Origin of the sequence: Actinomadura sp. NBRC 104412 (assembly GCF_030269515.1) — a bacterium.
GTDB lineage: Bacteria > Actinomycetota > Actinomycetes > Streptosporangiales > Streptosporangiaceae > Spirillospora.
Genome location: NZ_BSTM01000050.1, coordinates 1 through 25,473, shown reverse-complemented (window position 1 = coordinate 25,473; position 25,473 = coordinate 1). Strand labels below are relative to the sequence as shown.

Here is a 25,473-nt window from a genome sequence, read left to right as displayed (position 1 = left end):
TACCGTCCCCGCCCGTGCCGTCGTCGGAGGCGATGCGGCGGGCGGCGTCCGGCCCGGCAGCGACGATGAGATGGCGGGCGTCGAAAGTCCGGCCATCGGACAGAACCGCCTGCTAGCCATGCTCTGACGCCCTCAGGACGGCGACCTCGCCGACCAGCGGCTGAGCACCGGCGCCGAGGGCGGCCTGCAGCAACCACTCGCGGAGCCGGGCGAGGTCGCACACTGCCATCCCGGCATCAGCGATCTGGCGGCGGGTCCGGCCGCCGAACCACAGATCTAGAGCCGTCACCTCGCGGACGCCTGCCTCGGGCAGGCCACCGAGCCGCCGCAGCTAATGCCGGACGGTGAGGACCACCTCGTGCGAGGCGGGTGACGCCCCGGCATCGACCACCAGCGTCCGCAGGCCACGCCGGGCCAAGACGGCCGCCGCCACGGCACCGGAGGGACCACCGCCGACCACCAGTACGTCGATCGGATCAGTCACCACCACGACTCCGATCCCGGGGTTTCAACGTCGGGAGGTGAACATCGCCTGAATGGTCGCCGCGACCGCCGACGGACCGGCCAACAGGGAGACCACTGCCGCCCACTCCGCCAGTTGCCGTACCGCCATAGACAAGGCCACTAAGGCCATGGGGGCGGTGGCCGCGGCGGCCCACCGGCGCCCGTCCAGCATCAACAGCACCGGCGCCCACACCAGCACCACACCCGACAATAAGGCCACCCGGCGGCCCGCGCTCTTCGTGCGCAAAGACTCCTCGGTGGACCCGAAGCTGAACGCGAAGTCCAGCAGCCCCACGAACATGATGCCGCCTGCCACCATGACCACAGCGAAGGCCACTACCGCCAGTGGTGCCACCTGCGCGTGCGGCACCACGACCGCGCGTACCGCCAGAACCCCCGCCAGCGTGACCGTCACCAAGCTGGGCACGAGTGCCACCCAGTTCGCGGCTGACTTGGGCAGGATCAGGATCACCAGCACGGGTATGACCGCGGTCACCACGATCGCAAACGCCGCGGGTCTGGCCCCGGTGATGGCGAACAGGCCGGCCCCGGCGATCACCACGATGGCCGCGATGTACACCACCAGCCGATCATGCTGCAGCGGCCGCGCAGCGACCTGTGTGGGCTGGCCGGCCCAGTCGTACACGCCCTTGAGCAGGACGGCACTGGCGACGATCACCAGCACACAGGCCGTCACGGTCATCGGTGAACCCCTCGCGTCAGCGGCGGGCGGGTCGGTGCTCATTTGTCGACGGTGACCGCAGGACCGGCACCGAACCCCAGTTGGCCGTCGGTGCCGGTGACGGCCAGGGTGACGGTGTAGGTGCCGGGCTGGGTCTAGGTATGAGTGACCTTCGTGTCATGGGCAATAGTCCCATCGGCGAACTCCCATGGATAGTCCTTGACCCGCCCGCCGTTGGTTCCGACCGATCCGGACGCATCGACCACCACCGTGTTGGCCCCCCTCTTGCGGAGGGTCATTTTGCCCACCGGTGGGCGGCTGGGTCTGGCCAGTTCCGTCGCCAGTACCCGAACCCGCGTACCTGATGAGGGCAGGTCCGGGGAGCCGGTCAACTCGACCCTCCAGGCGCCCGCCTGCGTAGGTGGAATCGGCCTTCGCAGTGCCCTGGCAGGGTACGCGGCGCGAATCGGCGGTTCGTTCCCTTCGCATGTCGGCTCAGCAGGTCCAGGATGGCTCGTTCCTTGCCCGCGCGGCTTCGCTGGGCCGTTGGCCGAGGGAGCGACGTCGGCGACCATCTGTGGCGCAGCCCGGATCAGCGCAGTAGCGATCTTGCTGTGGGGGCCAGTCTCAGTTGCCGGGGGGCGTCATTGAGATGGGTTTGGAGCTCGGGTCGCACCACCTCCCTCCATTCGACGGACCTGTGGAGATACTCGACATGGGTGTCGTAGGCGTCGTCGTTGGCGAACAACGCGAACCAGGTGAAGACGTGCTCACCCGTCCGTACGGGCAGTTGCGGGAACGTGTTTTCGGCGTACTCGGTCTCGAAATAGGCCAAAGGTGCTGCTCCCGCGGCTTTCAACAAGGGGATGACGTGGTCCTGGAAAAAGGCTCTGAACTTGTCTGTGACTGGTTCGATCAAGGTACAGACCGTGGCCGCCAGGCGTGATCGGGGAAGTGCACCTGCCCCGATCGGAGGTCGCTTGGACGACGTGACCGGAAAGCCCGAGTCGTGGTTGACCGGTCGAAGCAGCAGCGCGTTCTTAGAATCGACCATGGTCGCCCGGGCGGCCGGACCGTGAACCTTCCATGTCTCGCTTTCAACGTAGAACTCGGTCAGGGCGCGGCCGCGGGACTCCATGTCCCGGAAGCCGCGCATCCAGACGAACCGGTCCGGATCGTCCAGGTCGCGGAACTGACCCAGAATACGCATGCCCGTGGCCTCCTGGGTCTCCACGAACTTCCGATCGAAAAGCTCGATCAGCTCGTCCCTGCGGCCCGGATGCAGGGTGTACTGCCGCAACTCGACGATGGAAAGATCATTCATCTTCGCTCCCCCTGTATGTGTTCGATCAGTTGACGCCGGGAAGTTCTGCGTGAACTTTTCGATAGGCGTCCTTGACTCGGATACGCTCTCCGGAGAACTCGTAGAGATCGCAGCCGTAGACCTTGGTGCCGTCGGCCTTCGCATAGGTCCACTGAACGGCTCCGTGATTGCCGGAGACGAAGACCAGGCCGAGGTCGACCTGGGTCACCTCACGGTCGTAGCCGAGCACGATCTGGAATCCTCGCCGTACGTCGTCCCTTCCCTGGAAAACGGTTCCCGGCCCGTTGCCCACCGAGGCGCGGAACTCGCAGTCGTCGGTCATGAATGACATGAGAAGGTCGATGTCCCTGCCGCGCCATGCCTCACCGAAGGCGCCGAGCAGTTCGCTTTTCGTCATGGCGGCAATCATGTCAGCGCAGGTCATGAGGTTCGAGTGGCAGGAATGCCAATGTTGAAAAATTTTCTGCCACCGACCTACACTGCCACCCGTGAGCGCTGGTTCCGTCGCGCTGGTCGCGATCGACGACATGCCCCTCTACGAGCTGGCCATCGCCTGGGAGGTGTTCGGCACCGCACGGCCCGATCTCGCCGATCCCTGGTACGACCTTCGGCTGTGCGCCGTCCGGCCGGGGGGAACGCGGGCGGAGTCCGGCTTCATGTTCCACACGCCCTACGGGCTGGATGATCTCTGCGACGCCGAAACCGTGATCGTGCCCGCGCTGCCTCATGCCTGCCTGAAGCCTGGTGGGACGGTCCCGGCGGAGCTGACCGAGGCGCTCGGCCGTGCCGCCGCCGCCGGTTCCCGCATGGTCTCCCTGTGCAGCGGGGCCTTCGCGCTCGCCGCCGCCGGACTTCTCGACGGCCGACGCGCCACCACCCATTGGCAGCACGCCGACACCCTGGCTCGGCGTCACCCGGACGTCCAGGTCGACTCGTCGGTGCTGTACGTGGACGAGGGCGACGTGCTCACCAGCGCGGGCCGCAGCGCCGGGCTGGACCTGTGCCTCCACCTGGTTCGCCGGGACCTCGGGGCATACGTCGCGAACCAGGTCGCACGAAGAATGGTCGTACCGGCGCACCGTTCCGGCGGCCAATCGCAGTACATCGAGACGCCGATGCCTAGAACGGACAAGGAGACCTTGGCCCCGGTCCTGGACTGGGCCTGTGCGCACCTCGCCCAACCGCTGACGGTCGACCAGCTCGCCCGGCGGGCTCGAATGAGCCCACGAACGTTCGTCCGGCGGTTCCATTCCGCCACCGGCACCACACCCCTACAGTGGCTGCTCACCCAGCGTCTCAACCGCGCGCGTGCCCTCCTCGAATCCACCAGGCTGCCGATCGACGAGGTCAGCCGACGCAGCGGGCTGGGAACGGCGGCGAATCTTCGCCGGCATTTCCGCCAGAGCGTCGGTGTGACGCCCACCGACTACCGCACCGCCTTCCTGAGGTCGTGAGGGCGAGGGTCGAGGTCCCTCGATCCGAGGCCATGCACCACCGTTCGGGCATCAGTTGTATCCACGACACCTTCGGGTGTGTCTTAAGAAAGCGAACAGACCGGACGCCTTCGGCCACGTCCTCTCATGCCGCTGACCGCGCACTCCGACGATGAGCGGCTGGTGAGGCATCCCCTCGTCTGAGGTGTCAATGGCGAGGGGCGCGTTTTTGCTGCTCACCATGGCCTCTATGGCGCCCGGCCGTTAACCGACGGTCAGGCAGTGCCTTCAGCGGCTACTTCAGGAGCCACTCGCCGGCCTGGGGGCCGAAGCCGCTGTCCAGGGTGAACTGGAACTTGCTGAGCTTGGCCTTCTTGGGAACGGAGAACACCAGGTACCCCTTGCGGCTGCTGCCGGGCGCCAGCTTGACGGAGGCACCGATGGAGGGGCCGAGGGCGATCTCGTTCAGGTTGTCGTTGTACTGCTGGTCCTCGTCGTCGATGAGCTGCGCGCCGTTGCCAGGAGAGTCGTCGTACGTGGTGGAGCCGACGTTCTTCAGGCGGATCTGCACGGCTGCGAACCGGTGTCCAGGCTCGGGCACGTTGAACTCGTCCTTGGGCTTGGCCGACGGGACCACTTTCACGACGGTCACTTCAAGTTTGAGACCGTCCTGGCCGCTGTCGAGGGTGATGGTGTCACCTATCTTGGCTCGGCCGCCCTGCTCCTTCGGCGAGGTCTCCTGTCCTTGCGAGGCGGCGGGCTTGTTGTCCGGGTTGCTGGTCACCTCGGTGCCCGCACAGGCCGCGAGGGCGAACGACAGCAGGACCGGCAGGACGAGAAGGGACTTTCTCATTTCGACTCCTGGGTGTGAGGGCTGTGCCGGTGGCGCCGTCGGCGAGCGGATTGGCTTGCCGCGGCGACCCACAACGTAGGCAGCCTCGGCACCGTAGGCCATCACTCTTCCTCGATAACCCGAGTTATCAGAGTCATACATATTATTCGGCCGACCCGGCGGCGTAACGTTCTGGCTCGTTGCGGCTCACAGGTCACCGCGAACCTCTTGAGTCGTACGCCCGCTTCCCACGCCGTCCGGTCGTCGAGGACCGCGTCGGCCGTCTTCCCCGGGGGTCCACCATGAATGTTCTTGCGTGTGTCGTCCTGTGTCTGTTGTCAAGCGCCCTCGCCGGTGTCACCGGCTATGCGCTCGCACGCGGCCGATCCGCTACGGAGAGGAGCCGGCTGTTGGCCGATCAGAAGGTCGTCAGGGTCGAGCGTGACCAGGCACGGGCGCAGGCCGACGAGTTGCGTTCGGAACGGGACCAGGCCCGCAGCCGAGCCGAACGGGCGGACGCATCCTCGGCGGATCTGGCCGCGCGGTACAACGAGCGGGCTGAGCAGGCGGTACGACTCGACCGCGACCTGGAGACGACGCGGGAAAAGCTCCAGGCGGCCGACAAGGAGAACGCGCTCCTGAAGGAGTCGGTGCAGGAAAGCGTTCAGCAGATCCGTTCCCTCGAGGAGCGGCTGCAGCAGAGCCAGCAGACCGCGGCAAGGCTCCAGTGGGATGTCGACCGGCAGAAGCAGACCCTGGCGGAGGCCAAGCAGGATCTGGCGGTCGCCCGCCAGGAGTGCGAAGGACTGCGCCGAGAGCAGGAACAGGTCGAGGCGGCGCGCAAGGAGCTGGACAAGTTGCGCGACGACACCACCCGGCAGCAGACCGAGCAGTTCGAGGCGTTCGTGACGAAGATGCTGGAGTCCTCGCAGGACCGGCTGATCGCCACTGCGGACGACCGGCTGGGGTCGGCCAGTCGCGCGATCACTGAGCGGCTGGCGGACATGGCCCAGCGGCTGAGCACCTTCGATGCCAAGCGGAGCGACAACGAGAGCCGGCTCAGCGAGCAGCTCAAGGTGCTCGCGGACGTGAGCGCCCAGAGCAGCAGGCAGGCCCGGGCACTGGCGGACGCGCTGCGCAAGCCGCAGGTCCGGGGCGACTGGGGTGAGCTGCATCTCAAGCGTGCGGTCGAACTGGCGAACATGAAGGAGCACTGCGACTTCGAGCTGCAAAAGCACATCGAGGGCGACGAGCGGTCGTCGCGTCCCGACATGGTGGTGCATCTGGCCGGCGGCAAGCGGGTGGTCGTGGACGCGAAGGTGTCCCTGGCCGCGTTCCTGGATGCCCTGGAAACCACCGATGACGCCGAGCGGGACAGCCACATGGCCGACCACGCCCGGCACGTGCGCAAGCACATCGACACGCTGGCGGGCAAGGAGTACTACTGGCACGTCGCCGGAAGCCCTGAGTTCGTGGTGATGTACCTGCCGAGCGAGGCGCTGCTGCAGGCCGCGCTCGACAAGGACCCCCGCCTGGTGGAGTACGCGGCGGAGAAGCGTGTGGTCATCGCGACGCCCACGGTGCTGATCGCGATGCTCCGCACGGTGGCGATCGCGTGGACGCAGGCGGCGCTGCAGGAGAACCTCCGCCAGGTGCACGATCTGGGCCGCGAACTGCACAGGCGGCTCACGACGATGGCGACCTACTTCAAGCGGCTCGGCAACTCTCTGGACGGCTCGGTGAAGGCTTACAACGAGGCCATCGCCTCGCTCGAAGGCCGCGTGATGGTGACGGCACGGAAGTTCAAGGAGTTGAGGGTCGTCGATGAGGACCTGCATCGGCTGACCGAGGCGAACGGTTCCGTCCGGTCCCTGAAGGCTCCAGAACTGTTGGAGGCGGCGTCGGCCGAGCCTCCCGTCCAGGCGATGGAGTCCACGGAATACGAATCCGAGGTGACCGGAGAAAGTGATTGATAAGGGTTGTTATCGGTCGACTTGATGGTTCAGACAAGGATGTTGCTTTACCATCGATCGCGCGTGGGAAGGGAGGTGCTGACGGTGCAGGTCGCCCGTGACGAGGCGCTCCTGATGTCCATGACGGAGATCGCCGAGCTGGCGGACGTGAAAAGGCCGGTCGTCAGCACCTGGCGCCGCCGCTACCCCGATTTCCCGCAGCCGGCGACCGAAGAGCGGGGACAGCAGCTCTTCGACGCCGCGCGCGTCGTCGACTGGCTGGTCGAGACCGGGCGGGCCAAGCGGAGCGAGATCGAAGGGGACCTTCGGATCCACACGCTCGCCCGGCTCGGCGCCCGGTTGCCGTCCAGCGCGCTGATCCCCACGCTGACCGCGCTGATCTGCCTCCGGCACCTGTCCGGCGACGAGCCGCTCGACGACGGGGCGCCGGGGTTGATGGCGCGCCTGCGGGAGCGGGCGGACGAGTCCGACCCGGACGACGACCTGCTGGCCTCGGAGATCCGTGGGCTGCGCGCGTCCTGGCTGCCGGCCGCGGTGGACGAGTTGGTGGAGGCCGCCTGGAGCACCCAGGGGGCGTTTGAACGGATCATGCAGGTCCGCGATCGCCTCGGCGCGGCCGACCTGTCGTCCAGTCGGCTGGATCCGGTGCTGGAATCGCTGGTCGCGGGCTTGGCCGACGCCCGCGCCCGCGCCGACCGGGACGGCGAGGTACGGCTGGTCGACCCGTACGCCGGAGTCGGCGACCTGCTGATCGCGGTCGCCGGCACGCTCCGCGACGACCAGCTCCTGCGGGTCACCGCCTGCTGCGGCGACCCGGTGGCGGCGCGATTGACCCGGCGGCGCCTGGCCGTCCGCGACGTCCCCGAGGTCGAGTACGAGGTGCGCACCGACCCAGAGGGTTGCCTGGACGAGGCCACGATCGTCGTCACCCAGTTGCCTTACCGCCCGGCCGAGGAACGCTCCGCCGCGCTGTCACTGAACGCCCTGAACGACGTGTTGTTGCCGCTGCCCCACGGTGCGACCGCGATCGTGGTCGCGCCAGCCGACACCACCACCGCGCTCGACCCGACCAGTGATGCCGGGGTCCTGCGCGGACAACTCCTGGCCTCCGGTTCGGTCAAGGCCGTCATCCGGCTGCCCGGCGGGCTCGTCCCCTACCGCCCCGGATACGAGCTCGCGTTGTGGGTGCTCACCGCCGACTACGCGGTGGGGGAGCGCGGCAAGGTGCTGCTGGCGGACGTTTCCGACCGCGCTCTCACTCCCGGGCTGGTCGACGCCCTCATCACCGACGTGGTGGCCTGGCGCGACGAGCGGTTCGATCCTGACGCTCATCGCCGTGTCCACACCGTCGCGACCCCGGTCAGCGCGTTGATCGCCTCGCCGCGTCCGATGCTCCCGCGCTACCTGCCGTCGCAGGACGATCTGCGCTGGGACGTGCCCGAACGCGTTGCTCGCGCGCTCGAACTGGAGCGCGTGGCATGGGAGGCCCGGCCGGACGCGCCTCGCCTCAACAGCGATCTGTCCGCCGTCCCCAGGCCGCGTCCGCCGCGCACCGCGACCATCGCGGAGCTTTCCGGCAGGGGCCGACCGAAGGCATTGTCGCTTCGCAAGGGCACGCGCTTGCCGGCCGGTCTCATCCGCCCTGCTTCCAGCACGGTGAACACAACGAACTCGTATGCCGTCTTCGGCCCTCCGGAAGTCCTCGGTGAGAGCGCACCTGGTAGCCGACGCGTCGACCGCATCGAGTTCGAGAGAACCTGCCCTGGTGCCCGGCATAGCAAGCCAGGCGACGTCATCATCACCACCGCGCCGCGTCCGTCCGCCGCCGTCGACCACGATGGTCACTCGGTGGTGGAGTTCCCGGCCCGCATCCTGCGCATCGAGGAGGGCGGCAGGAAGCACTTCACCCCGCGCGTGCTCGCCGCCCTGCTGGACCGCGCGGGACGGGCGGACGGAGCCATCCGGCCGGCGCAGCGCCTCCAGGAACTCGCCTTGCCGCTGCTGCCTCCGTCCGAGGTGAAGCGGCTGGACCGTCTGCTGGCCGACCTGGACGACCGCCAAGACCGCGCCCGCCGCGAGATCGCCGCCCTGGACGAGTTGCGCCGCATCGCCGCCACCGGCCTCGCCGACGGAACCCTGACCCTCGCCAACCCCATCGTCTGACGCGACGACCCGAATAGAGGAGATAGATGCCGCCCCGCAAGAAGGCCCCCGCCGGACAAACCGAACTGCCAGGCGTGTCCACGATGGCGGAGCTGAAGGCGATCCTGTGGAAGTCCGCGGACAAGCTCCGCGGCTCGATGGACGCCGCCCAGTACAAGGACTTCGTCCTCGGCCTGGTCTTCCTGAAGTACGTCTCGGACGCCTTCGCCGAACGCCGCGGCCAGATCCGTGACGAACTCATCGCCGACGGCGTGCCGGAGTCGCGACACGAGTCGTTCCTGGACGACAAGGACGAGTACGAGCGCGAGGGCGTCTTTTGGGTTCCCGAGGGGGCCCGCTGGCCCGAATTGGCGGCGCAGGCCAAGTCCGGCGCGATCGGCGAGCTGATCGACGCCGCGATGGACGCGGTCATGAAGACCAACCGGTCCCTGGCCGGCGTCCTCCCCCGCATCTACAACCAGAACAACGTCGACCAGCGACGCCTCAGCGAACTCGTCGACCTGCTCAGCGACGCCCGCTTCACCGGACACGACGGCAAGTCCGCCCGCGACGTGCTCGGCGAGGTCTACGAATACTTCCTGGAAAGGTTCGCCCGCGCCGAAGGCAAGCGCGGCGGCGAGTTCTACACCCCCGCCAGCGTCGTCAAGGTCCTGGTGGAGATCCTTGAGCCCTACAAGGGGCGGGTGTACGACCCGTGCTGCGGCTCGGGCGGCATGTTCGTCCAGGCCGAGAAGTTCGTCCTCAACCACCGGGGACGCCGCGACGACATCGCCGTCTACGGCCAGGAGGCCAACGAGCGCACCTGGCGACTGGCCAAGATGAACCTGGCCATCCACGGCATCGGCGGCGACCTGTCCACCAAGTGGGCCGACACCTTCTACGAGGACCGCCACCCCGACCTCAAGGCCGACTACATCCTGGCCAACCCGCCGTTCAACATGTCGGACTGGTACCGCCGGACCGACGACCCCCGCTGGCGCTTCGGCACCCCACCGGCGGGCAACGCCAACTTCGCCTGGATGCAGCACATCATTTCCAAGCTCGGCACCCGCGGCAGCGCCGGCGTCGTCATGGCCAACGGCTCGATGTCCTCCAAACAGTCCGGCGAAGGCGACATCCGCACCGCCCTCGTGGAGAACGACCTCGTCGCCTGCATGGTCGCGCTGCCCCCGCAATTGTTCCGCACCACGCAGATCCCCGCGTGCCTGTGGTTCTTCACCAAGGACAAATCCGCCCGCGCCGGCCACACCGACCGCCAAGGCCAGACGCTCTTCATCGACGCCCGCACCATGGGCACGATGATCGACCGCACCGAGCGCATCCTCACCGACGACGACATCGCGAAAATCGCCAACGCCTACCACGCCTGGCGCGGCACCCCCAGCGCCCGCGAGGCGGGCCTGACGTACGAGGACGAGCTCGGCTTCAGCTACTCGGCCACCACCGACGAGATCCGCGCAGCCGACCACATCCTCACCCCCGGCCGCTACGTCGGCGCTCCTGAGGCCGAAGAGGACGACGAGCCCATCGCCGACAAGCTCGACCGCCTCACCAAGGAACTCTTCACCCACTTCGAAGAGTCCGCCCGCCTCGAAGAGACGATCAGGAAGCAGCTGGAGAATCTCGATGTCTGAGTTGCTATTCCCTATTCCAGAGCACTGGGAAATCACAACGCTGGGTAACGTGTGCGCCGCTGGTGGGGGCAGTATTCAGACCGGGCCATACGGAAGCCAACTTCACGCTTCGGATTACGTTCCCGCAGGAACTCCCAGCGTGATGCCGCAGAACATCGGAGACAATGTCATCAATGATGATGGGATCGCCCGCATCAGTGATGCTGACGTCAATCGCCTGTCCAGCTTCCTACTCGATGAAGGAGATATCGTCTACTCTAGGCGAGGAGATGTGACGCGCCGGGCTATCGTAAGGAAAGAGCAGCAAGGATGGCTATGTGGTACTGGTTGCCTCAGAGTGCGCATAGGTTCTGAGGCGAACCCGCTGTTCGTCTCCTACTATCTCGGCCACCCCCAGGTTCGAGAGTGGATAACGCGCCACGCCGTAGGCGCGACCATGCTGAATCTGAACACCAAAATCCTCAGCGCCTTGCCCGTCGCCCTGCCACCGCGCGGCGAGCAGTATGTCATCGCAGGCATTCTGGAGGCGCTCGATGACAAGATCGCCGTCAACGACCGCATCGCCAGGAAAGCGGACAGCCTTCGCTACCTCCACCTCACAAAGTTCCTGCAAGAGCAGCAAGCGTTCGTCACTCAGGTTCCGCTGTCGTCGCTTGCTGACTTCGTCAATGGCCGCGCTTTCACCAAGAACGCTTCGGGAACCGGTCGAATGGTGATTCGCATCGCAGAACTGAACTCGGGGCCGGGGAGTTCCACCATCTACAACGACATAAAGGTTCCGGAGAACCACATTGCCCGTCCCGGGGACGTGCTTTTTGCTTGGTCGGGGTCACTTCGCGTCGCACGCTGGTTTCGGGACGAAGCTATCGTAAACCAGCACATCTTCAAGGTTATCCCGAAAGGTGGGATGCCGTCGTGGCTGCTACATGAGATCTTGCAATCGAAATTGGCCGAGTTTCAGCGGATTGCGGCAGACAAAGCAACCACGATGGGGCACATCCAGCGCCATCATCTGGATGAGCCCGTAAGTGTACCCGACGAGACGTATCTTTCCCGCCTCGATGACAGATTGAGGCCGCTTTGGGATCGAGCCTTGCTCGCTGAACAAGAGTCGCTCAGTCTTTCCAAACTGCGTGATGCACTGTTGCCGAAGCTCATGTCCGGCCAGGTCAGGATCAGGGACGCGGAGAAGGTCGTGGAGGATGCTGTATGAGTGGCTACAGCGAGGCCGACTTCGAGCATGACGTGCTGGGCACGCTTGGCGAGCTCGGCTGGGAGTACAAGCACGGCAGGCAGATCGCCGTGGGCTCGGGTGAGCGGGAGTCCTGGGACGAGCTGATCATCCCGAGCCGGTTGCGGGACGCGATCGTCCGAATCAACCCGGACCTGCCCGCTTCGTCCGTGGACGAGGTCGTCACGCTGGTGCTGTCGCCGCAGTCGCAGGACGCGAAGGCGGAGAACCGCCGGATCCACGGATACCTGACCAACGGAATCCGCGGCATCAGCTACGTCGATGAGTACGGCGCGGAGCAGCATCCGACCGTCCATCTGATCGACCGGAGCGATCCGTACCGCAACGACTTCGTGGCGGCCAACCAGGTGATGGTCGTCAAGGGCGAGGAGCGGCGCCGCTTCGACGTCGTCCTCTACATGAACGGGCTTCCGGTCGCGGTCTTCGAGTTGAAGAAGATGAGCGACGAGCGGGCCACGCCCGAGGCCGCGCACGCCCAGCTCATGGCCTACGTCAAGGACATGTGGGAGGCGTTCCGCTGCAACGTGGTGTGCCTGGTCTCGGATGGTGTGACCACCAGGTACGGCACCGCGTTCACCCCCTACAACCACTTCGCTCCCTGGAACGTCGACGAGGCGGGCAAGCCCGTGGAGCAGCCCGCGGCCGAGTGGGAGAACAGCGAGCTGTGCCTGACGCTGCATGGGTTGTTCGACCACCGCCGGTTCGTGGAGCTGCTGACCGGCTATGTTGCGTTCGCCCAGTCGGATGAGGGGTTGCAGAAGCGGATCGCCAAGCCACATCAGTACATCGTCGTGTCCAAGGCGGTCGGTCAGACGATCGAGGCGGTGCGCAGCAACGGCAAGGCCGGCGTGGTCTGGCACACCCAGGGGTCCGGCAAGTCGTTCGAGATGGAGCTGTACTCCAATCAGGTGCTCAAGCACCCGGCGCTCGGTAATCCCACCATTGTGGTGATCACCGACCGCAACGACCTGGACGACCAGCTCTTCGCCGGCTTCAACGCCAGCGAGTTGCTGCCGGAGAAGCCGGTCCGTGTCGACAGCCGGAACGACCTGCGCACCGAGCTGTCCAACCGGCGCACTGGCGGCATCTACTTCACGACCCTGCAAAAGTTCAGCAGGACGACCGAGGAGAAGAACGCCGGACGGGCGCACCCGCTCCTGTCGGACCGCCGCAACATCATCGTGATCGTGGACGAGGCGCACCGCAGCCACTACGACAGCCTCGACGGCTACGCCCGGCACCTGCGCGACGCGCTTCCCTACGCGACGATGATCGCTTTCACCGGCACGCCGGTCTCCGAAGTCGATCGCAACACCCAGGATGTCTTCGGCGGCTACATCGACGTCTACGACCTCACTCGGGCCGTCAAGGACGGCGCCACGGTGCCCGTCTACTACGAGAACCGCCTGATCCAGCTCGAACTGCCCGAGGGACTGGACCCTGAGAAGCTGGACGAGGAGGCCGACAAGGCGACCGAGGGCCTGGACGATACCGAACGCAAGCGGGTCGAGCACGCCACCGCCACGCTCAACGCCGTCTACGGTGCACCCGCCCGGCTGGAGAAGCTGGCGGCCAGCATCGTCGAACACTGGGAGACGCGGTCGGAGGCGATGCGGCCGTTCATCGACGCGCCCGGCAAGGCGATGATCGTGTGCAGCACGAGGGAGATCTGCGCCGATCTGTACGAGCAGATTATCGCCATAAAGCCGGACTGGCACTCCGATGACGTCAACACCGGCAAGATCAAGGTCGTCTACAGCTCGTCCACCGGCGACCCCGACAAGCTCCGCAGGCACCGGCTGCGCCCCCGCGAGCAGAAGACCGTCCAGCGGCGCATGAAGGACGCCGGCGATGAGCTTGAGATGATCATCGTCAAGGACATGCTGATCACTGGTTTCGACGCGCCCCCGCTGCACACCCTCTACCTGGACCGGTCGATGCGCGGCGCACAGCTCATGCAGACCCTGGCGCGAGTGAACCGTACGTTCCGCAACAAGCAGGACGGCCTCATGGTCGGCTACGCGCCGCTCCACGAGAACCTGATCGCGGCGCTGGCCGAGTACACCACCGACGACCAGCACAACAAGCCGATGGGCCGCGATCTGGACGAGGCGATCACCAAGGTCCGCGACCTCCTCGACGGCATCGGTGTACTACTCAATGACCATCCCTGGCGCCACACCCTGCGAGCCGGGACGCCCACCGCTCACCGCGACGCCGTCACCGGAACCGCCGACTACATCTGGAACCCGCAGCACCCGCTCAACCAGCCCGACGCCTCCGACCCCGACAAGGAGACGCTCAAGGAGAAGTTCCTGCGCTGCGCCGGACGCCTCGAACGCCTCTACGCCGTGTGCGCGACCAGCGGCGACCTGAACGACGTCCGCGACGACATCGCGTTCTTCCGGGACGTGCGCGTGGTGGTCGTCAAGCTCGACGCCGCCCGCCGCCAGGCCGAGGGCCGTCCCGTCCCCGCCGAGGTCGAGCTGTACCTGAAGCAGCTCACCGCGAGCGCGATCGAGGCCGGAGACGTCATCGACCTGTTCAAGGAAGCCGGCCTGGACCAGCCGGACCTGTCCCACCTGGACGAGACCTACATCAAGAAGATGCAGGCCGCCAAGCACCCCGCCATCGCGATCGAGGCACTGCGCCGACTCGTCCAGCAAGAGATGCGCAAGGTCACCAAGCACAACATCGTCCGCCGGCAGAGCTTCTCCGACCGCCTGCTGGACCTGATGCGCAAGTACACCAACCAGAACCTCACCGCCGCCGAGATCATCGCCGAACTCGTCGCGATGGCCAAGGAGGTCGCCGCCGACGCCAACCGAGGCCGGCAGTTCAACCCGGCCCTCAGCGACGACGAGCTCGCCTTCTACGACGCGGTCGCCGCCAAGGACACCGTCCGAGCCCTGATGGGCGACGACCGGCTCGCCGCCATCGCCCGAGACCTGGTCAAGGCCGTCCGCCGCAACCTGTCCACCGACTGGACCGCCCGCGACGACGTCCAGGCCAAACTGCGCTCCATCATTAAGCGCCTCCTGGCCAGGCACGGCTACCCGCCCGAAGAGCAGCCCGACGCCATCCAGAAGGTCATTGAGCAACTCGAAACCTTCGCCGACGAGTGGTCCCCCGCTGCCGACCGCTGACCAGGCAACCGAAGATTCGCATCGAACTGAGCCGTGCCGACCTCGGTCAAGCGCCGTCGTGCCCGACCGAACCCGGTGCCTCCTCAACAACCTCGCCGCCGCCGACAGCCACCCGAGCGAACTCACCCTCGAATCCGCCGATCTCCGCATCCGCCTTCCCACGCCCCAAAGCCCGCCGTGCGCGCATCACCTCCACGTGGTCTTCATGAGGCATTGAGGACCGCGAAGACGACTTTGCCGCTGTTGCCTGCCAGCGGGCGGACGCCCCAGCAGCGGCAGAGCCGGTCGACGATGAACAGGCCCCGTCCGGCCTCGCTGATGGTGTCGGCGCGCTGCATGCAGGGCAGGTCGCAGGTCGCGTCCTGGACCTCCATCCACAGCGCGCCGTCGTCGGAACGATGAGCGCAGGGGCGCGGAACGAACGAACGGCGTCGGATAAACAAGCGAAGCGTCGGACGTAGCCTCACGAAGCGGCTTTCCGGTCGAGCGCCCATGAGGCCCAAACGACCTTGCCCCGGCTCGGCGCCGTGACGGGGTACCAACCCCATTTACCGGCAAGCATCGTCGCCAACCGCAGGCCGCGCCCACCTTCGTCGTTGACCCCCGTTGCGGGGATCTCCGGACGGCCATCCCCGAAGTCACGGACCTCCACGATGAGGTGCTTGGCCGATATGCGAAGCTGGACGAGGATCATCGCCAGGCCGTCGAGGTCGAGCGACTCCCCGGCGAGCGATTCACCCGTCACGTCGAAGGCGTTGGTGACGAACTCGGAGAGAACCTGCTGGCACTCCCAGCCGTGATCAGTCTCCACTCCCCAGGCCGAAAGCTTGGCCCGCACGAACGAACGCACCAGAGGGATCGCGGTCGGCAGGGCGGCCAGCCCCACTACCTCATTGCAGTCACCGCCATCATGCAGCGGGGGCCTGGTGCCGAGGGTGGCCTCGTCGAGCCGCGGAGGCGCGGTCGGTGGCACAGACATCGTTGTCGCTCCTGACTGTGAGCCTGCAGATGGACGACAGCCGGATCTCGGTAGCTCGTGGGGCACGCTCTACCACCCAGAGACAGATGCCGTGATACCAACTGTCCTGCTGCTGTGACAGTCATGAGTATGCGAATGTCCACACCGCCCTGCAAGGGATTCGCTGACACTGCGCATCCATGCCGTCACTCAAAACGCAGAAAGGGGTCGAAGTGCGACACTTCGACCCCTGCTCGTCGACCGGCTACAGCAGGCGATGCCTTCCCTCCCGGACCTCCGCCAAGAACGCCGCCCAAGCGCCGACCCCGAACTCCAGCACCGGCCCGTCATCGCCCGACGCGGTGTCCCGGACGCCGACCCGGCGCCGAGCAACCCGCCCGGCCTCGACACAGTTGTTGCCCGTTCCGCTGTATGAGGACTTCCGCCACCCCACGTGGCGTTCGCGACTGGTCATGATGATCTTCCTAGTGCGAGGGAAGGGACTCTGCGACGTCCGCCAGCATCTCGCGTGACCGCTCGACCGACAGGGCCGCACGGACGAGACCTCCGTACACCATCTCGAACTGTGCGGTCTGGTCCGAATCGGTGAGGACGAGGTCGGTGGTCACCGCCTCCAACGCCACCACCCCGGGGTCGCCGTCATCCGGATAGGTGTACATCGAAAACGAACATTCAGGGATGTTGTACCCCGGAATTTCAGCGTCCACAGGCAGAACCCGCACCGTCACCCGCTCATCCCGCCGGGACAGATCAACGATGTAATCGAGTTGGCGTCGGAACACGTCCGCAGGGACCGAACGACGGCGCAGCACTACCTCATCCAGAATCACCTCATACGACGGCCCGGCAGGACGATGCAGCATCCGCTGCCGGCCGACCCGCCCCTTCAGCACGCCGGTGACCTCGGCATCGGGCGGCAAGGGCAGCTCGGTGTTGGCCAAACGCGTGGCGATGAACTCCTCCGTCTGCAGCAAACCCGGGATGAGATTCTGCTGGTACTCACGGATCACGTTCGCGCCGGCCTCCAGATTGGCGAACCTGGCCTGGCGCTCACCGATCCCCGACGACTCCCACCAGCCATGCGACGCCGCCTCAGCGGTGACCTGCACGAGCTGCGTCCACTTGTCACCTTCGACACCAAGGACATCCAGGAGACGCTGCACATCCTCCTGACTCGGCGCGATGTGCGCGTTCTCCAGCTTGCTGATCATCTGCCGGTACACGCCCGACCGCTTGGCCAGTTCCTGCGCCGAGACCCCAGCCCGCTCCCGCAGCTCACGCAACTCCGCCGCAAGCCGCAGCCGACGCACATACGGACTGATCAACACCCCACCCCGCGTCCTCGAACACCGACCGTCACGCCTCCACGCACATGCAGCGTAGCCACGTCCGCCCGGCCACGGGACGGCCTTCCTCCCAGTCCCCGGCGTGGTGGCGGTACGAGACAGCAAGGACCCAGACGGACTCGTTTTCCTGCTGACCCGCGCAGCCCTGCGCACCGCCGTCCACTCCGCCATCAGCAAACGCTGACCCGGCAGCACCCCCGCGCCGCCCCGACCACCGATCAGCGCCGAGTCGTCCCGTCCCCGGACCCGAACGACCCGCCGCACCCCCACAGGCACAACCTCATGCCCCCACGCGAACCCCGAAAAACATCACTCGCGGGCGCTCACCGAAGACATGTCGCGCGACCAACGATGCTTAGTGCGTCGAGCTAGCGGACGTGACCGGCGTGACCGTTCACCACCGACCCAGCCACCCCTCCGTCCACGACCGACGACCCCGCAGACCTGTCTGCGGTTGCACAGACCCTCGTCGCTCTCCGTTCGCAGGCCAGATGTTGCGTGAACTGATCAGGAAGGTGGCCCCCAAAGATGGACTTGAACAACGCCACCTGGCACAAGTCAAGCCGCAGCACCTCCAGCGGCGGCAACTGCGTCGAGCTGGCCGACGCGGCCGGGTGGTGGCGGTACGAGACAGCAAGGATTCCGGCGGCCCCGTCCTCCTGGTGACGCGCGCGGCCCTGCGCAGCGCAGTCCGATCCGCCGCCGACACACGCTGATCGGCCGGCCACGCGAGCCCGCCGACCCGGCGCGCCGACGTTGATTTGATCTTGGGTGTGGTGTTGCCGCAGTTCAGTGTGTTGGTGGGATGCGGGAACCCTTGGTGGGCGGGTCAGCGGTAGGGCTTTCGGCTAGAGGATCGTACGCAGGGTCACCGATACCCGTCGATTGCGGGGCACTCGTCCGTTCGGGCCGGGGTCGGTCTTGCAGGCCGGGATGGCGTGCCGCCAGAGGAATCGTGCCGGGCCGCTCATCATGCACAGGCTGCCCCGACTTCGAGGCGCACTGGCACGCGCCTGTTGTCGGGCGCTGATTTCTTGGCCGGGTAGGTACTCGTTCACGATCATCTGATCGGGTGGCCGGTCGAAGTGACCGTGTTCGTGCAGCCGTTGGGCCAGCGTCACCGCCCAGGCGGGTAGTGGCGGGCGCGCCACCCACGCCGCGGCTGCCGTAGCCGTAGCGGTGTCCGTCGTGCTGGACGCGCCGCCGCGAGGTGCCGCTGGTCGTGGCCGTCCAGCCAAGAAGACCGAATGTTGCGTCAGCCGTGGGGCGTCGCTCAGACGGACGATTTCTTGGTTTCGAGGATTCTCAGGGCTTCGAGGAGGTATCCGCGGAACACCGAGTGGTTTTCGCTCATCGGGAAGTGCCCGATCTTCTCCATCTTGATGAAGCTGCCGTTCTCGATGGCTTTGGCGGTGCGGGCGCTGTCCTCTGGGGTTGTCAGGTAGTCGTACTCGCCGGTGAGCATCACGACGGGGCAGCGGTTCCCGTCGATCTCCTGTAGGCGTTCTCGTAGGTCGTGGTCGACGGAGTAGAAGTACAGGTCGCCTTTGAACGCCTCGGAGCCCTGGGTGTAGTAGAACCAGGTCTTCCAGCGGTCGGCCTCCGGTGACTGCGGCGCCATCAGGTCCCACACACCGCTCGCGCAGACCTGGGCGGCGTTGGCGTGCGGGTGCTGCCACCAGTCGAGGTAGAACCCGGGCGAATAGTCCGCGCCCTCGACCGACAGGACGCCCGCGAAGCGGTCGGGTCGTCGAAGGGCCAGTTGCAGCGCGACGTTTCCTCCGAAGGAGGAGCCCATGAAGATGGGGTCTTCGAGTTCGAGGGCGTCGCACAGCGCGACGATGAAGTTGACGAAATGGTCCGCGGTGAGGGTGTACTCCTCCTTCCACCATTCGACGTTCTCCGGCGGGTCGGACTTGCCGTGGCGGGGCAGGTCGTAGGCGATGACGCGGTGGTTCGCCGTGATCTCCTCGTCCTCCAGCAGGCCGCGCCACTGGTGGTTGTGGCAGCCGGCGGTGTGCTGGCAGACCAGCGGCCGGCCGGTGCCGTTCTCGAGGTAGAAGACCTTGTACTCCACGCCGTCGACCTCGATGGTCACGTAGTGCCCGGTGACCGGGGATACCTTGCTCACGGTGATCTCCTTTCTCAGACGGGCGAGCCGACGGTGCGGAGCAGTTCGATCTGCCGTGTGACGCATCGCAGGTTCTGCATGAGGACCAGGATGTTCCCGTCCAATCGCATGTCGCGCTGGAAGGTGGCCGCCCAGATCCCGTGGTGCATCGGGGGCGGTACGGGCTCACCGAACCCCCGCCACGTCTCCGGGGTCGCCCGGATCGCGAACTCGTAGGGGACGTCGAGCGGACCCGGATCCACCGTGACCTCGGTCACCCGGCCCGACTCCATCTTGATCGCGTAGCTGCGTTCGGTGGCGTCGAGCAGGTAGGTGCAGGTGAAGTACTTCCCGTGCGCCTGGATCTCGGGATCCTCGTTGCTGGCGGCGGCGAAGGCGTCGGCCCACTCCCGGGCTGGTGCGGCACGGGTCGGTGCGGTCATCGATCGTCCCCTCCTCGTACTGGACGTTCCGGCGATAACGGGCGCTCTACCCAGCCTCGAAGGGCCCATCGACCGTGCGATTACCAATATCCGGCCAAATCAGGAGATATATGGTCATTCCGCCACGATTCCGGCCGTCGACACGCCGTCGGTCGGCTCCAGCGTTCGCCGGGCACGTGCGTCGCCGTGGGTAAAGGATCGTCCTCCGCCATCGGCGGGCCGGACCTGGCCGCGGACGCCACCCTCACGCCGCGCACCCTTCTCCGAACCAACTACCGGCCACACGCAAGGTCACGGGGCGCCTGACCGTGCCCGACCGGCCGCTGCGGACCTTCGCCCCCGCTTTTCCTGCGCACGTTCCGGATCCGCGCGACGACAAGCGCGTCCAGCGGGATCGCGGCTCCGACCCCGTAGGTGGCCGGGCGACTTCTCCACAACGCGGACGAGCTCGCCGTCGATGAGGGATGACGCGGGAGCACCGTTCTCAAGGCTCGCCGATGTGCGCGGCCCGCCCCCCGTCCTGAGTGCTGCGGCTTTCCGCGCTCAGGCGGCCCCGGCGTCGTGACCGATTCCTGCAAGCCTCGGACGGGTCGCCTCGCATACGTTCACCCGCATGAACACAATGATCATTCGACCAGGTGAACCGGGTTATGACGCTGAGCGGCTGGGCTTGAACCGGGCGGCGGAGTCGCATCCGGCCTGCGTCGTCGCAGCGGCGGACGAACATGACGTGATCGCCGCGGTGCGAATGGCCGCCGAGCGGGATCAGGCCGTCGGGGTGATGGCCACCGGGCACGGCCAGGCGGTCCCCGCCGACGGGGCCGTGCTGGTCAACACGAGTCGGATGGACGGTGTCACCGTTGACCCGGCCGCCGCGACGGCTTGGGTCGAGGCGGGAACCCGATGGACACGGGTGGTGGAGCGCGCCACCTGGCACGGGCTGGCGCCGTTGAACGGCTCCAGTCCCAGCGTGGGCGCGGTCGGCTACACCATGGGCGGCGGTGCCGGGCTGCTGGGGCGCCGGTTCGGTTTCGCCGCCGACCATGTGCGCCGCGTGCGGCTGGTCGGCGCCGACGGACGGTCGTGCGACGTGACGGCCGAATCGGATCCCGACCTGTTCTGGGCGGTGCGCGGCGGCAAGGACAACTTCGGGCTGGTCGTCGGCATGGAGATCGACCTGTTCCCGGTCTCCTACCTGTACGGGGGCGGGCTGTATTTCGCGGGAGAGGCCACCGCCGAGGTTCTGCACGGCTACGCCGAATGGACCCGGCGGGTGCCCGAGACGATGGCGTCCTCGGTGCTGCTGGCGCACCAGCCCGACCTGCCCGGCGTACCGGAGCCGTTGCGCGGCCGGTTCGTCGTGCACCTCCGCATCGCGCACAGCGGTGACATAGCCGAGGGCGAACGCCTGGTGCGGCCGCTGCGCAAGCTGGGCGGCCCTCTCCTGCTGGACACGGTACGCAAGATGCCCTACGCCGAGGTCGGGTCGATCCACCACGACCCCGCCGACGAACCGTACGTGGCGTACGACCGCAACGTGCTGCTGAAGGAGCTCACTCCGGAGACCGTCGAGCTGATCTCCGCACTGGCGGGACCGGGCTCGCCGCTCGTGGCCGAACTACGGCATTTCGGCGGCGCGTACGCCCGTCCGCCGCGCGTTCCCAACTGCGTGGGAGGCCGCGACGCGGAGTTCTCGTTCTTCACCGGCGCCGTCCCAGACCCCGACACGCTGCGGCGGCGTGACGAGATGCTGGACGCGCTACGTCCCTGGAGCACCGGCGGGACCAACCTCAACTTCGCCGGTGTCGAGGACAGCACCCCGCAGCGTGTGGCGGCGGCGTACACCCCGGCCGACTACGCCAGGCTCACCGCCCTCAAGGTCCGGTACGACCCACACAACACCTTCCGGATCAACCTCAATATCCCACCCGGAGAGTGAGCGCGTTCGCGCCGTTTCGCTCGATGTCCAAGGAGCCCGCCATGCGCACGGTCATCAACTCCACGTACGTCACGCTCGACGGCATCATTCAGAACCCGCAGGACTGGCCATCGCTCGGCGGTTTCAGCGACGCGGGCGGTCAGGTCCAGACCAGGCTCCTGGAACGCTGCGACGCGGTACTCCTGGGCCGCCACACCTACGAGGCGTTCGCCCCGGTGTGGTCCAGCCGCTCCGGCGACCCGCTCAGCGACCGCTTGAACGCGCTGCCCAAGTACGTCGTCTCGACCACCCTCACCGAGCCGACGTGGAACAACACGACCGTCATCGGCCAAGACCCGATCGGGGCCGTCCGGGACCTCAAGCGGCGGCCCGGCGTCTCCATCGTTCAGTACGGCTTCGGTCCGCTGGCCCATGCGTTCATGGCCGAGGGACTGCTCGACGAGCTGCACCTGTGGGTGCACCCCTTCTTCGTCGGTAGCGGCACCGCCGACGACCTGCTCTATCGCACCGGATCGTCCGGAAGGTTCGAGCTCACCGACACCACCGTCCTCGACAGCGGCATCGTCATCCTCACCTACCGGTCCGCCTCCGCGTCCTGACGCCGTCCCACTGCGTCAGGGACGGCCACGGCGGAGGAGGTACGGCCGCACCCTGCCCAGCCCTTGGAGTGGCCGGGGTCGTAAAGGTGTGGTCGCGAACGTCGTGGACGTGAGCTCGGACGCGAGGGCGGTGTCGATAAGGACGCTGCCCGGATAGGCGGTCGCTGTGAGGCGCGCGGCCAGGTTGACAGGCGTTCCGAACACATCGCCCAGGCGCAGGATGACTTCCCCATACGCCATGCCCACGCGGACGCGCGGGAAGTCGGGGTCCTCCTCTCCGCGCTCGGCGACGTTGAGCCCGATCTCGGCGGCGGCCGCGGGATCCTGGGCGACGAACAGCACCTCGTCGCCCAGCGTCTTGATCACGCGGCCGCCGTGCTCGGCGACCAGGCCGGTCGTGGTCGACTCGAAGCGTTCCACGAGGTCGGCGAGGGCGGGCCCCTCCATGCCGCGGCTGAGCCGGGTGAACGAGACGATGTCGGCGAAGCCGGCGGCGAGCAGGGCGGTGCCCGCGGCCGGGTCGGCGGTGGCCGTGGCGGTGGATCCGGCGGCGCGCATGCCGGCGGCGGCGAGCTGGCGGCGCCATCCGTGCATCAGGAGGCGTTCGAACGCGGGACGCAGTTCCTCGGTGGCGGCGAGGGCCGCCAGAACGGCCTCCTCCGTGACGGGCTCGTCCGGGGGCAGGCGTTCGCTGAGCCGTCGCAGCCAGACGTCGCCGAGCCAGCCCGCCAGCCGTCCCATCGTCTGCCCGACCGCCCTGGACAGGCGCAGCACCATCTCCTCGTCCACGAGGTCGTACCGCAGCAGGTCCTTGATCTCGCGAAGGGCGGTCACGTCGCCGTCGGTGAAGGCGACCTCGTCGTCGGGCGGGGTGGGGAAGCCGAGGGCCTGCCAGATGGCGCGGGCGTAGTCCTCCGAGACTCCGGAACGTTCTTCGACCTGCCGTCGGGTGTAGCGCAGGGGGCCGCCGAGAAGGGTCTCCTCGATGTCCCGGGGATCGGTCGGGTCGGCCATGGCCACCTCTGTTCGCCGTCGATCGATGCCGCAATGGTGGCGAGTGAGATCAGAGCGGTCAAACCCGCGCGACGCCCGGTCAGAGCAGTGAGGCGCCCCACACCACCGTGACCGTGCGTGTGGTGCCGGTGGTCGGGTCGGAGAAGGTCAGCGTCGCCTGTCCGGGCAGGTTGATCAGGCGCGTGCGCAGCGTGACGGTGACGTCGGCGGTGGCGTCCGCGTCCAGCTCACCCTGCGGGTGCGACACCGAGAGCTGATCGGAGGAGCTTGTCGCGTTCCAGGACACCGGGCCCCGCGACGCCTCCAGCCGGACCGTGGCGGTCTTCTTCATGTACAGCTCCACCCGCGCCGGCGTGACGATCAGCGTCCCCGGTCGTGGTGGGGCGGGCGAGGACGGCTCACCGGTGCCGGGCGGTGACGCGTCCTGTCCCTGCGAGCCGACCGGGGGTTGCGCACCCGGAGCGCTGGGTGCGACGCCGTCCCTCGGGGTCTCCTGGCCGGGCCCCCTTCCCTGGGGCTGCCTCGGCACATGGTCGGTGACGGACGGCTGCGGACGCGCCCGGAACGGCGGCCAGTAGATCGTCGGATCGCCCAGCCCCGGGCCGATCAGCATCGCGCCGAGAACGGCGGTGACCAGGGCGCCCGCCATGCCGCCCCCGGCGAACAGCCAGCGCTTGGTGTACGGCGACGCCATGTCCGGCTGGGTCGGCATGCCGTGCGGCGTCAGCGCACCGCCGCGCGCCGCGATGTCGTTCCGGTACCCGGCCAGCTCGGGGTCGGTCGCCGTGTGCAGGACGCGGTGGCGCAGCGACGCCGGGAGGACGGGCGCGGACGCGTGAGCGAGCAGCGCCGTGGGGTCCACACCGGCACGGCGCCGGCAGTCGGCGCACTCGCGGTGGTGTTCCGCCCGGCCGGCGGCGCACCGTTCGGTGGCCACCTTCACCTCGGTCTTGTACGCCTCGTCCAGGCAGTTCCGGGCGCGGGCGACCCGGGTGGCGGCCCGCCGCGGCGAGACGCCGTGCACGCTCCCGATCTCGTCGGCGGACAGTTCGTGCCGAACGGCGAGGAGCAGCGCCTCCTGGTCACAGGGCTCCAGCCTCGCCACGGAGCCGTCCAGCAGCCTGCGCAGTTCGGAGGAAGGCGGCGGCTCGTGAGCATCGGGTGCGCGTTCGGGACGTTCTGGGACGGACTTGGAAGAGTCCTCGTCGGGCGCACTTCGCATCGCCGCTGCGAGGACACCGTGAAGCGACGCGCCGGCGGGAGCCTCCGCCTTGGGCTCGCTGGAATCTCCCGGCTCGCCGGATTCACTGGATTCGACCGGGTCACGCGCCGTTCCTGGCTTCCGCGAGGGGCCGGAACGCATCGTTCTCGGCGCCTCGGAATGGCCCCGGACATCACCGAAGTCCACGTCGGGTTCCCAGTACAACACCCGCGACCTGGCGCGCTGCACGCAACGGCGCCGCACCGCCCCGTACAGCCACGAACGCAATCGCTGCTGATCCCGCATCCGGGGGGCGCGGCGGGCGGCGTCGATGAACGTGTCGTGCGTGATATCGGCGGCGATCCTGTACTCGCCGGTCATCGACAAGGCGTAGTCGTACAACCGCCCAGCGTAGGTGTCATAAAGCGCGGCCAGGGCATTCGCGTCGCCGTCGTTCAGCCTCTGGACCAGCCGTCGGTCGGCCGCGACGTCGGACGAGGACCACCTGGGCATTCACGCTCCCGGCACCGGCATGGGGAGACCCGCCCTCGCGGGGCCGTGTCAAGACACTCGACTCACCCTGCATACACCCCTTGACCCCATCCGCACCACTTGATCCCTGAAATCACGATGAAGGTGTCCCAATGCAGACGGACAACGCGCGCCGCACCTTCACCGAACTCACGGAGTGATCATGTGGAGGCACGCTGAGTGCCCGCCCCGGCGGACGAACGGAATGGCACCAAGCCCCATTCACAACCCGGCCGCTTTGGTGTCAATCCCGGCCCAATCGTGACCCGGTTGTTCCGGGTGAACCGTGACCCACCCGATTGTTGATCTTTAGTTGTCGGTCTTGGCCGCGGGGACGCGGCCGAGGTCGCGGTCTTTGAGCCGGTAGC

At 67.3% G+C, this 25,473-nt stretch carries 23 protein-coding genes and 1 pseudogene; 10 read left to right on the top strand and 14 right to left on the bottom strand.

Features of this window, described 5'->3' with window-relative positions; all coding sequences use genetic code 11:
- Positions 1-112: 112 nt before the first annotated feature.
- The 5 genes from QSK21_RS34330 to QSK21_RS34310 form a co-directional block, all read right to left on the bottom strand.
- Entirely contained in the window at positions 113-289 is a 177-nt protein-coding gene (locus QSK21_RS34330) for a hypothetical protein (RefSeq protein ID WP_285701882.1), read from the bottom strand.
- A 42-nt stretch (positions 290-331) separates the two neighbouring features.
- Entirely contained in the window at positions 332-484 is a 153-nt protein-coding gene (locus QSK21_RS34325) for an FAD-dependent oxidoreductase (protein ID WP_285701881.1), read from the bottom strand.
- A 24-nt stretch (positions 485-508) separates the two neighbouring features.
- Complete coding sequence (locus QSK21_RS34320; RefSeq protein ID WP_285701880.1) at positions 509-1,249, bottom strand: hypothetical protein; 741 nt, start codon at positions 1,247-1,249, stop codon at positions 509-511.
- Positions 1,250-1,778: 529 nt separating this feature from the next.
- Positions 1,779-2,510 carry an NIPSNAP family protein gene (locus tag QSK21_RS34315; RefSeq protein ID WP_285701879.1) on the bottom strand — a complete coding sequence of 244 codons (732 nt, stop codon included), beginning with the start codon at positions 2,508-2,510 and terminating at the stop codon, positions 1,779-1,781.
- Between the two features lie 25 nt (positions 2,511-2,535).
- Positions 2,536-2,907, bottom strand: coding sequence for a nuclear transport factor 2 family protein (locus tag QSK21_RS34310; protein ID WP_285701878.1), 372 nt, complete (start codon positions 2,905-2,907; stop codon positions 2,536-2,538).
- Between the two features lie 130 nt (positions 2,908-3,037).
- Between QSK21_RS34310 and QSK21_RS34305 the strand changes: the two genes are divergently transcribed.
- Positions 3,038-3,964: a helix-turn-helix domain-containing protein gene (locus QSK21_RS34305; RefSeq protein WP_502871626.1), complete on the top strand. Its 927-nt coding sequence runs from the start codon at positions 3,038-3,040 to the stop codon at positions 3,962-3,964.
- A gap of 274 nt (positions 3,965-4,238) precedes the next feature.
- Here QSK21_RS34305 and QSK21_RS34300 read toward each other — a convergent pair whose 3' ends face one another.
- Positions 4,239-4,796 carry a DUF4352 domain-containing protein gene (locus tag QSK21_RS34300; RefSeq protein WP_285701876.1) on the bottom strand — a complete coding sequence of 186 codons (558 nt, stop codon included), beginning with the start codon at positions 4,794-4,796 and terminating at the stop codon, positions 4,239-4,241.
- 389 nt (positions 4,797-5,185) lie between these two features.
- Between QSK21_RS34300 and QSK21_RS34295 the strand changes: the two genes are divergently transcribed.
- From QSK21_RS34295 to QSK21_RS34275, 5 genes are all read left to right on the top strand, one after another.
- Positions 5,186-6,748, top strand: coding sequence for a DNA recombination protein RmuC (locus QSK21_RS34295; RefSeq protein WP_285701875.1), 1,563 nt, complete (start codon positions 5,186-5,188; stop codon positions 6,746-6,748).
- A gap of 63 nt (positions 6,749-6,811) precedes the next feature.
- Positions 6,812-8,911, top strand: coding sequence for a hypothetical protein (locus tag QSK21_RS34290; protein WP_285701873.1), 2,100 nt, complete (start codon positions 6,812-6,814; stop codon positions 8,909-8,911).
- Between the two features lie 26 nt (positions 8,912-8,937).
- Positions 8,938-10,545: a class I SAM-dependent DNA methyltransferase gene (locus tag QSK21_RS34285; protein ID WP_285701872.1), complete on the top strand. Its 1,608-nt coding sequence runs from the start codon at positions 8,938-8,940 to the stop codon at positions 10,543-10,545.
- Entirely contained in the window at positions 10,538-11,758 is a 1,221-nt protein-coding gene (locus QSK21_RS34280) for a restriction endonuclease subunit S (RefSeq protein ID WP_285701871.1), read from the top strand. Before QSK21_RS34285 ends, QSK21_RS34280 begins: the two co-directional genes overlap by 8 nt.
- Positions 11,755-14,943 carry a type I restriction endonuclease subunit R gene (locus tag QSK21_RS34275; protein ID WP_285701870.1) on the top strand — a complete coding sequence of 1,063 codons (3,189 nt, stop codon included), beginning with the start codon at positions 11,755-11,757 and terminating at the stop codon, positions 14,941-14,943. The genes QSK21_RS34280 and QSK21_RS34275 overlap by 4 nt, the downstream gene beginning before the upstream one ends.
- A gap of 203 nt (positions 14,944-15,146) precedes the next feature.
- On the opposite strand, the gene QSK21_RS34270 is transcribed toward QSK21_RS34275, so the two are convergent.
- From QSK21_RS34270 to QSK21_RS34255, 4 genes are all read right to left on the bottom strand, one after another.
- Positions 15,147-15,317, bottom strand: a complete 171-nt coding sequence (locus QSK21_RS34270) for an ATP-binding protein (protein ID WP_285701869.1) — start codon at positions 15,315-15,317, stop codon at positions 15,147-15,149.
- 89 nt (positions 15,318-15,406) lie between these two features.
- A complete protein-coding gene (locus tag QSK21_RS34265; RefSeq protein WP_285701868.1) occupies positions 15,407-15,922 on the bottom strand; it encodes an ATP-binding protein in 516 nt (171 codons plus the stop codon).
- 244 nt (positions 15,923-16,166) lie between these two features.
- Positions 16,167-16,376, bottom strand: coding sequence for a DUF397 domain-containing protein (locus tag QSK21_RS34260; RefSeq protein ID WP_285701867.1), 210 nt, complete (start codon positions 16,374-16,376; stop codon positions 16,167-16,169).
- Positions 16,377-16,386: 10 nt separating this feature from the next.
- Complete coding sequence (locus tag QSK21_RS34255) at positions 16,387-17,250, bottom strand: helix-turn-helix domain-containing protein (RefSeq protein WP_285701866.1); 864 nt, start codon at positions 17,248-17,250, stop codon at positions 16,387-16,389.
- Positions 17,251-17,350: 100 nt separating this feature from the next.
- On the opposite strand from QSK21_RS34255, the gene QSK21_RS36305 reads away from it, so the two are divergent.
- Both QSK21_RS36305 and QSK21_RS34250 read left to right on the top strand, forming a co-directional pair.
- The gene (locus QSK21_RS36305) at positions 17,351-17,452 is read left to right on the top strand and encodes a DUF397 domain-containing protein (RefSeq protein WP_352231369.1); all 102 of its coding nucleotides are present in this window, start codon (positions 17,351-17,353) and stop codon (positions 17,450-17,452) included.
- A 344-nt stretch (positions 17,453-17,796) separates the two neighbouring features.
- Positions 17,797-17,984: pseudogene (locus QSK21_RS34250) on the top strand (DUF397 domain-containing protein).
- 557 nt (positions 17,985-18,541) lie between these two features.
- On the opposite strand, the gene QSK21_RS34245 reads toward QSK21_RS34250, so the two are convergent.
- Positions 18,542-19,399 carry an alpha/beta fold hydrolase gene (locus tag QSK21_RS34245; protein ID WP_285701865.1) on the bottom strand — a complete coding sequence of 286 codons (858 nt, stop codon included), beginning with the start codon at positions 19,397-19,399 and terminating at the stop codon, positions 18,542-18,544.
- 14 nt (positions 19,400-19,413) lie between these two features.
- Entirely contained in the window at positions 19,414-19,821 is a 408-nt protein-coding gene (locus QSK21_RS34240; RefSeq protein ID WP_285701864.1) for a hypothetical protein, read from the bottom strand.
- A 622-nt stretch (positions 19,822-20,443) separates the two neighbouring features.
- Here QSK21_RS34240 and QSK21_RS34235 point away from each other — a divergent pair.
- Together QSK21_RS34235 and QSK21_RS34230 are read left to right on the top strand one after the other, a co-directional pair.
- Positions 20,444-21,760 (top strand): FAD-binding oxidoreductase, encoded by a 1,317-nt coding sequence (locus QSK21_RS34235; RefSeq protein WP_285701863.1) that lies wholly within the window; start codon positions 20,444-20,446, stop codon positions 21,758-21,760.
- Positions 21,761-21,801: 41 nt separating this feature from the next.
- Entirely contained in the window at positions 21,802-22,359 is a 558-nt protein-coding gene (locus tag QSK21_RS34230) for a dihydrofolate reductase family protein (RefSeq protein ID WP_285701862.1), read from the top strand.
- A 15-nt stretch (positions 22,360-22,374) separates the two neighbouring features.
- Here QSK21_RS34230 and QSK21_RS34225 read toward each other — a convergent pair whose 3' ends face one another.
- The gene (locus tag QSK21_RS34225; protein ID WP_285701860.1) at positions 22,375-23,373 is read right to left on the bottom strand and encodes an adenylate/guanylate cyclase domain-containing protein; all 999 of its coding nucleotides are present in this window, start codon (positions 23,371-23,373) and stop codon (positions 22,375-22,377) included.
- Between the two features lie 79 nt (positions 23,374-23,452).
- Positions 23,453-25,087: an RNA polymerase sigma factor gene (locus tag QSK21_RS34220; protein WP_285701859.1), complete on the bottom strand. Its 1,635-nt coding sequence runs from the start codon at positions 25,085-25,087 to the stop codon at positions 23,453-23,455.
- Positions 25,088-25,473 lie beyond the last annotated feature (386 nt).

What these genes read in the sequence shown, in the direction of transcription:
- QSK21_RS34300 (WP_285701876.1), bottom strand. Translation starts at nt 4,796, where the DNA reads ATGAGAAAGTCCCTTCTCGTCCTGCCGGTCCTGCTGTCGTTCGCCCTC.
- QSK21_RS34280 (WP_285701871.1), top strand. Translation starts at nt 10,538, where the DNA reads ATGTCTGAGTTGCTATTCCCTATTCCAGAGCACTGGGAAATCACAACG.
- QSK21_RS34240 (WP_285701864.1), bottom strand. Translation starts at nt 19,821, where the DNA reads ATGACCGCACCGACCCGTGCCGCACCAGCCCGGGAGTGGGCCGACGCC.
- QSK21_RS34220 (WP_285701859.1), bottom strand. Translation starts at nt 25,087, where the DNA reads ATGCCCAGGTGGTCCTCGTCCGACGTCGCGGCCGACCGACGGCTGGTC.
- QSK21_RS34265 (WP_285701868.1), bottom strand. Translation starts at nt 15,922, where the DNA reads ATGTCTGTGCCACCGACCGCGCCTCCGCGGCTCGACGAGGCCACCCTC.
- QSK21_RS34225 (WP_285701860.1), bottom strand. Translation starts at nt 23,373, where the DNA reads ATGGCCGACCCGACCGATCCCCGGGACATCGAGGAGACCCTTCTCGGC.
- QSK21_RS34305 (WP_502871626.1), top strand. Translation starts at nt 3,038, where the DNA reads ATGCCCCTCTACGAGCTGGCCATCGCCTGGGAGGTGTTCGGCACCGCA.
- QSK21_RS34270 (WP_285701869.1), bottom strand. Translation starts at nt 15,317, where the DNA reads ATGGAGGTCCAGGACGCGACCTGCGACCTGCCCTGCATGCAGCGCGCC.
- QSK21_RS34320 (WP_285701880.1), bottom strand. Translation starts at nt 1,249, where the DNA reads ATGAGCACCGACCCGCCCGCCGCTGACGCGAGGGGTTCACCGATGACC.
- QSK21_RS34230 (WP_285701862.1), top strand. Translation starts at nt 21,802, where the DNA reads ATGCGCACGGTCATCAACTCCACGTACGTCACGCTCGACGGCATCATT.
- QSK21_RS34315 (WP_285701879.1), bottom strand. Translation starts at nt 2,510, where the DNA reads ATGAATGATCTTTCCATCGTCGAGTTGCGGCAGTACACCCTGCATCCG.
- QSK21_RS34235 (WP_285701863.1), top strand. Translation starts at nt 20,444, where the DNA reads ATGATCATTCGACCAGGTGAACCGGGTTATGACGCTGAGCGGCTGGGC.
- QSK21_RS34285 (WP_285701872.1), top strand. Translation starts at nt 8,938, where the DNA reads ATGCCGCCCCGCAAGAAGGCCCCCGCCGGACAAACCGAACTGCCAGGC.
- QSK21_RS34260 (WP_285701867.1), bottom strand. Translation starts at nt 16,376, where the DNA reads ATGACCAGTCGCGAACGCCACGTGGGGTGGCGGAAGTCCTCATACAGC.
- QSK21_RS34310 (WP_285701878.1), bottom strand. Translation starts at nt 2,907, where the DNA reads ATGACGAAAAGCGAACTGCTCGGCGCCTTCGGTGAGGCATGGCGCGGC.
- QSK21_RS34275 (WP_285701870.1), top strand. Translation starts at nt 11,755, where the DNA reads ATGAGTGGCTACAGCGAGGCCGACTTCGAGCATGACGTGCTGGGCACG.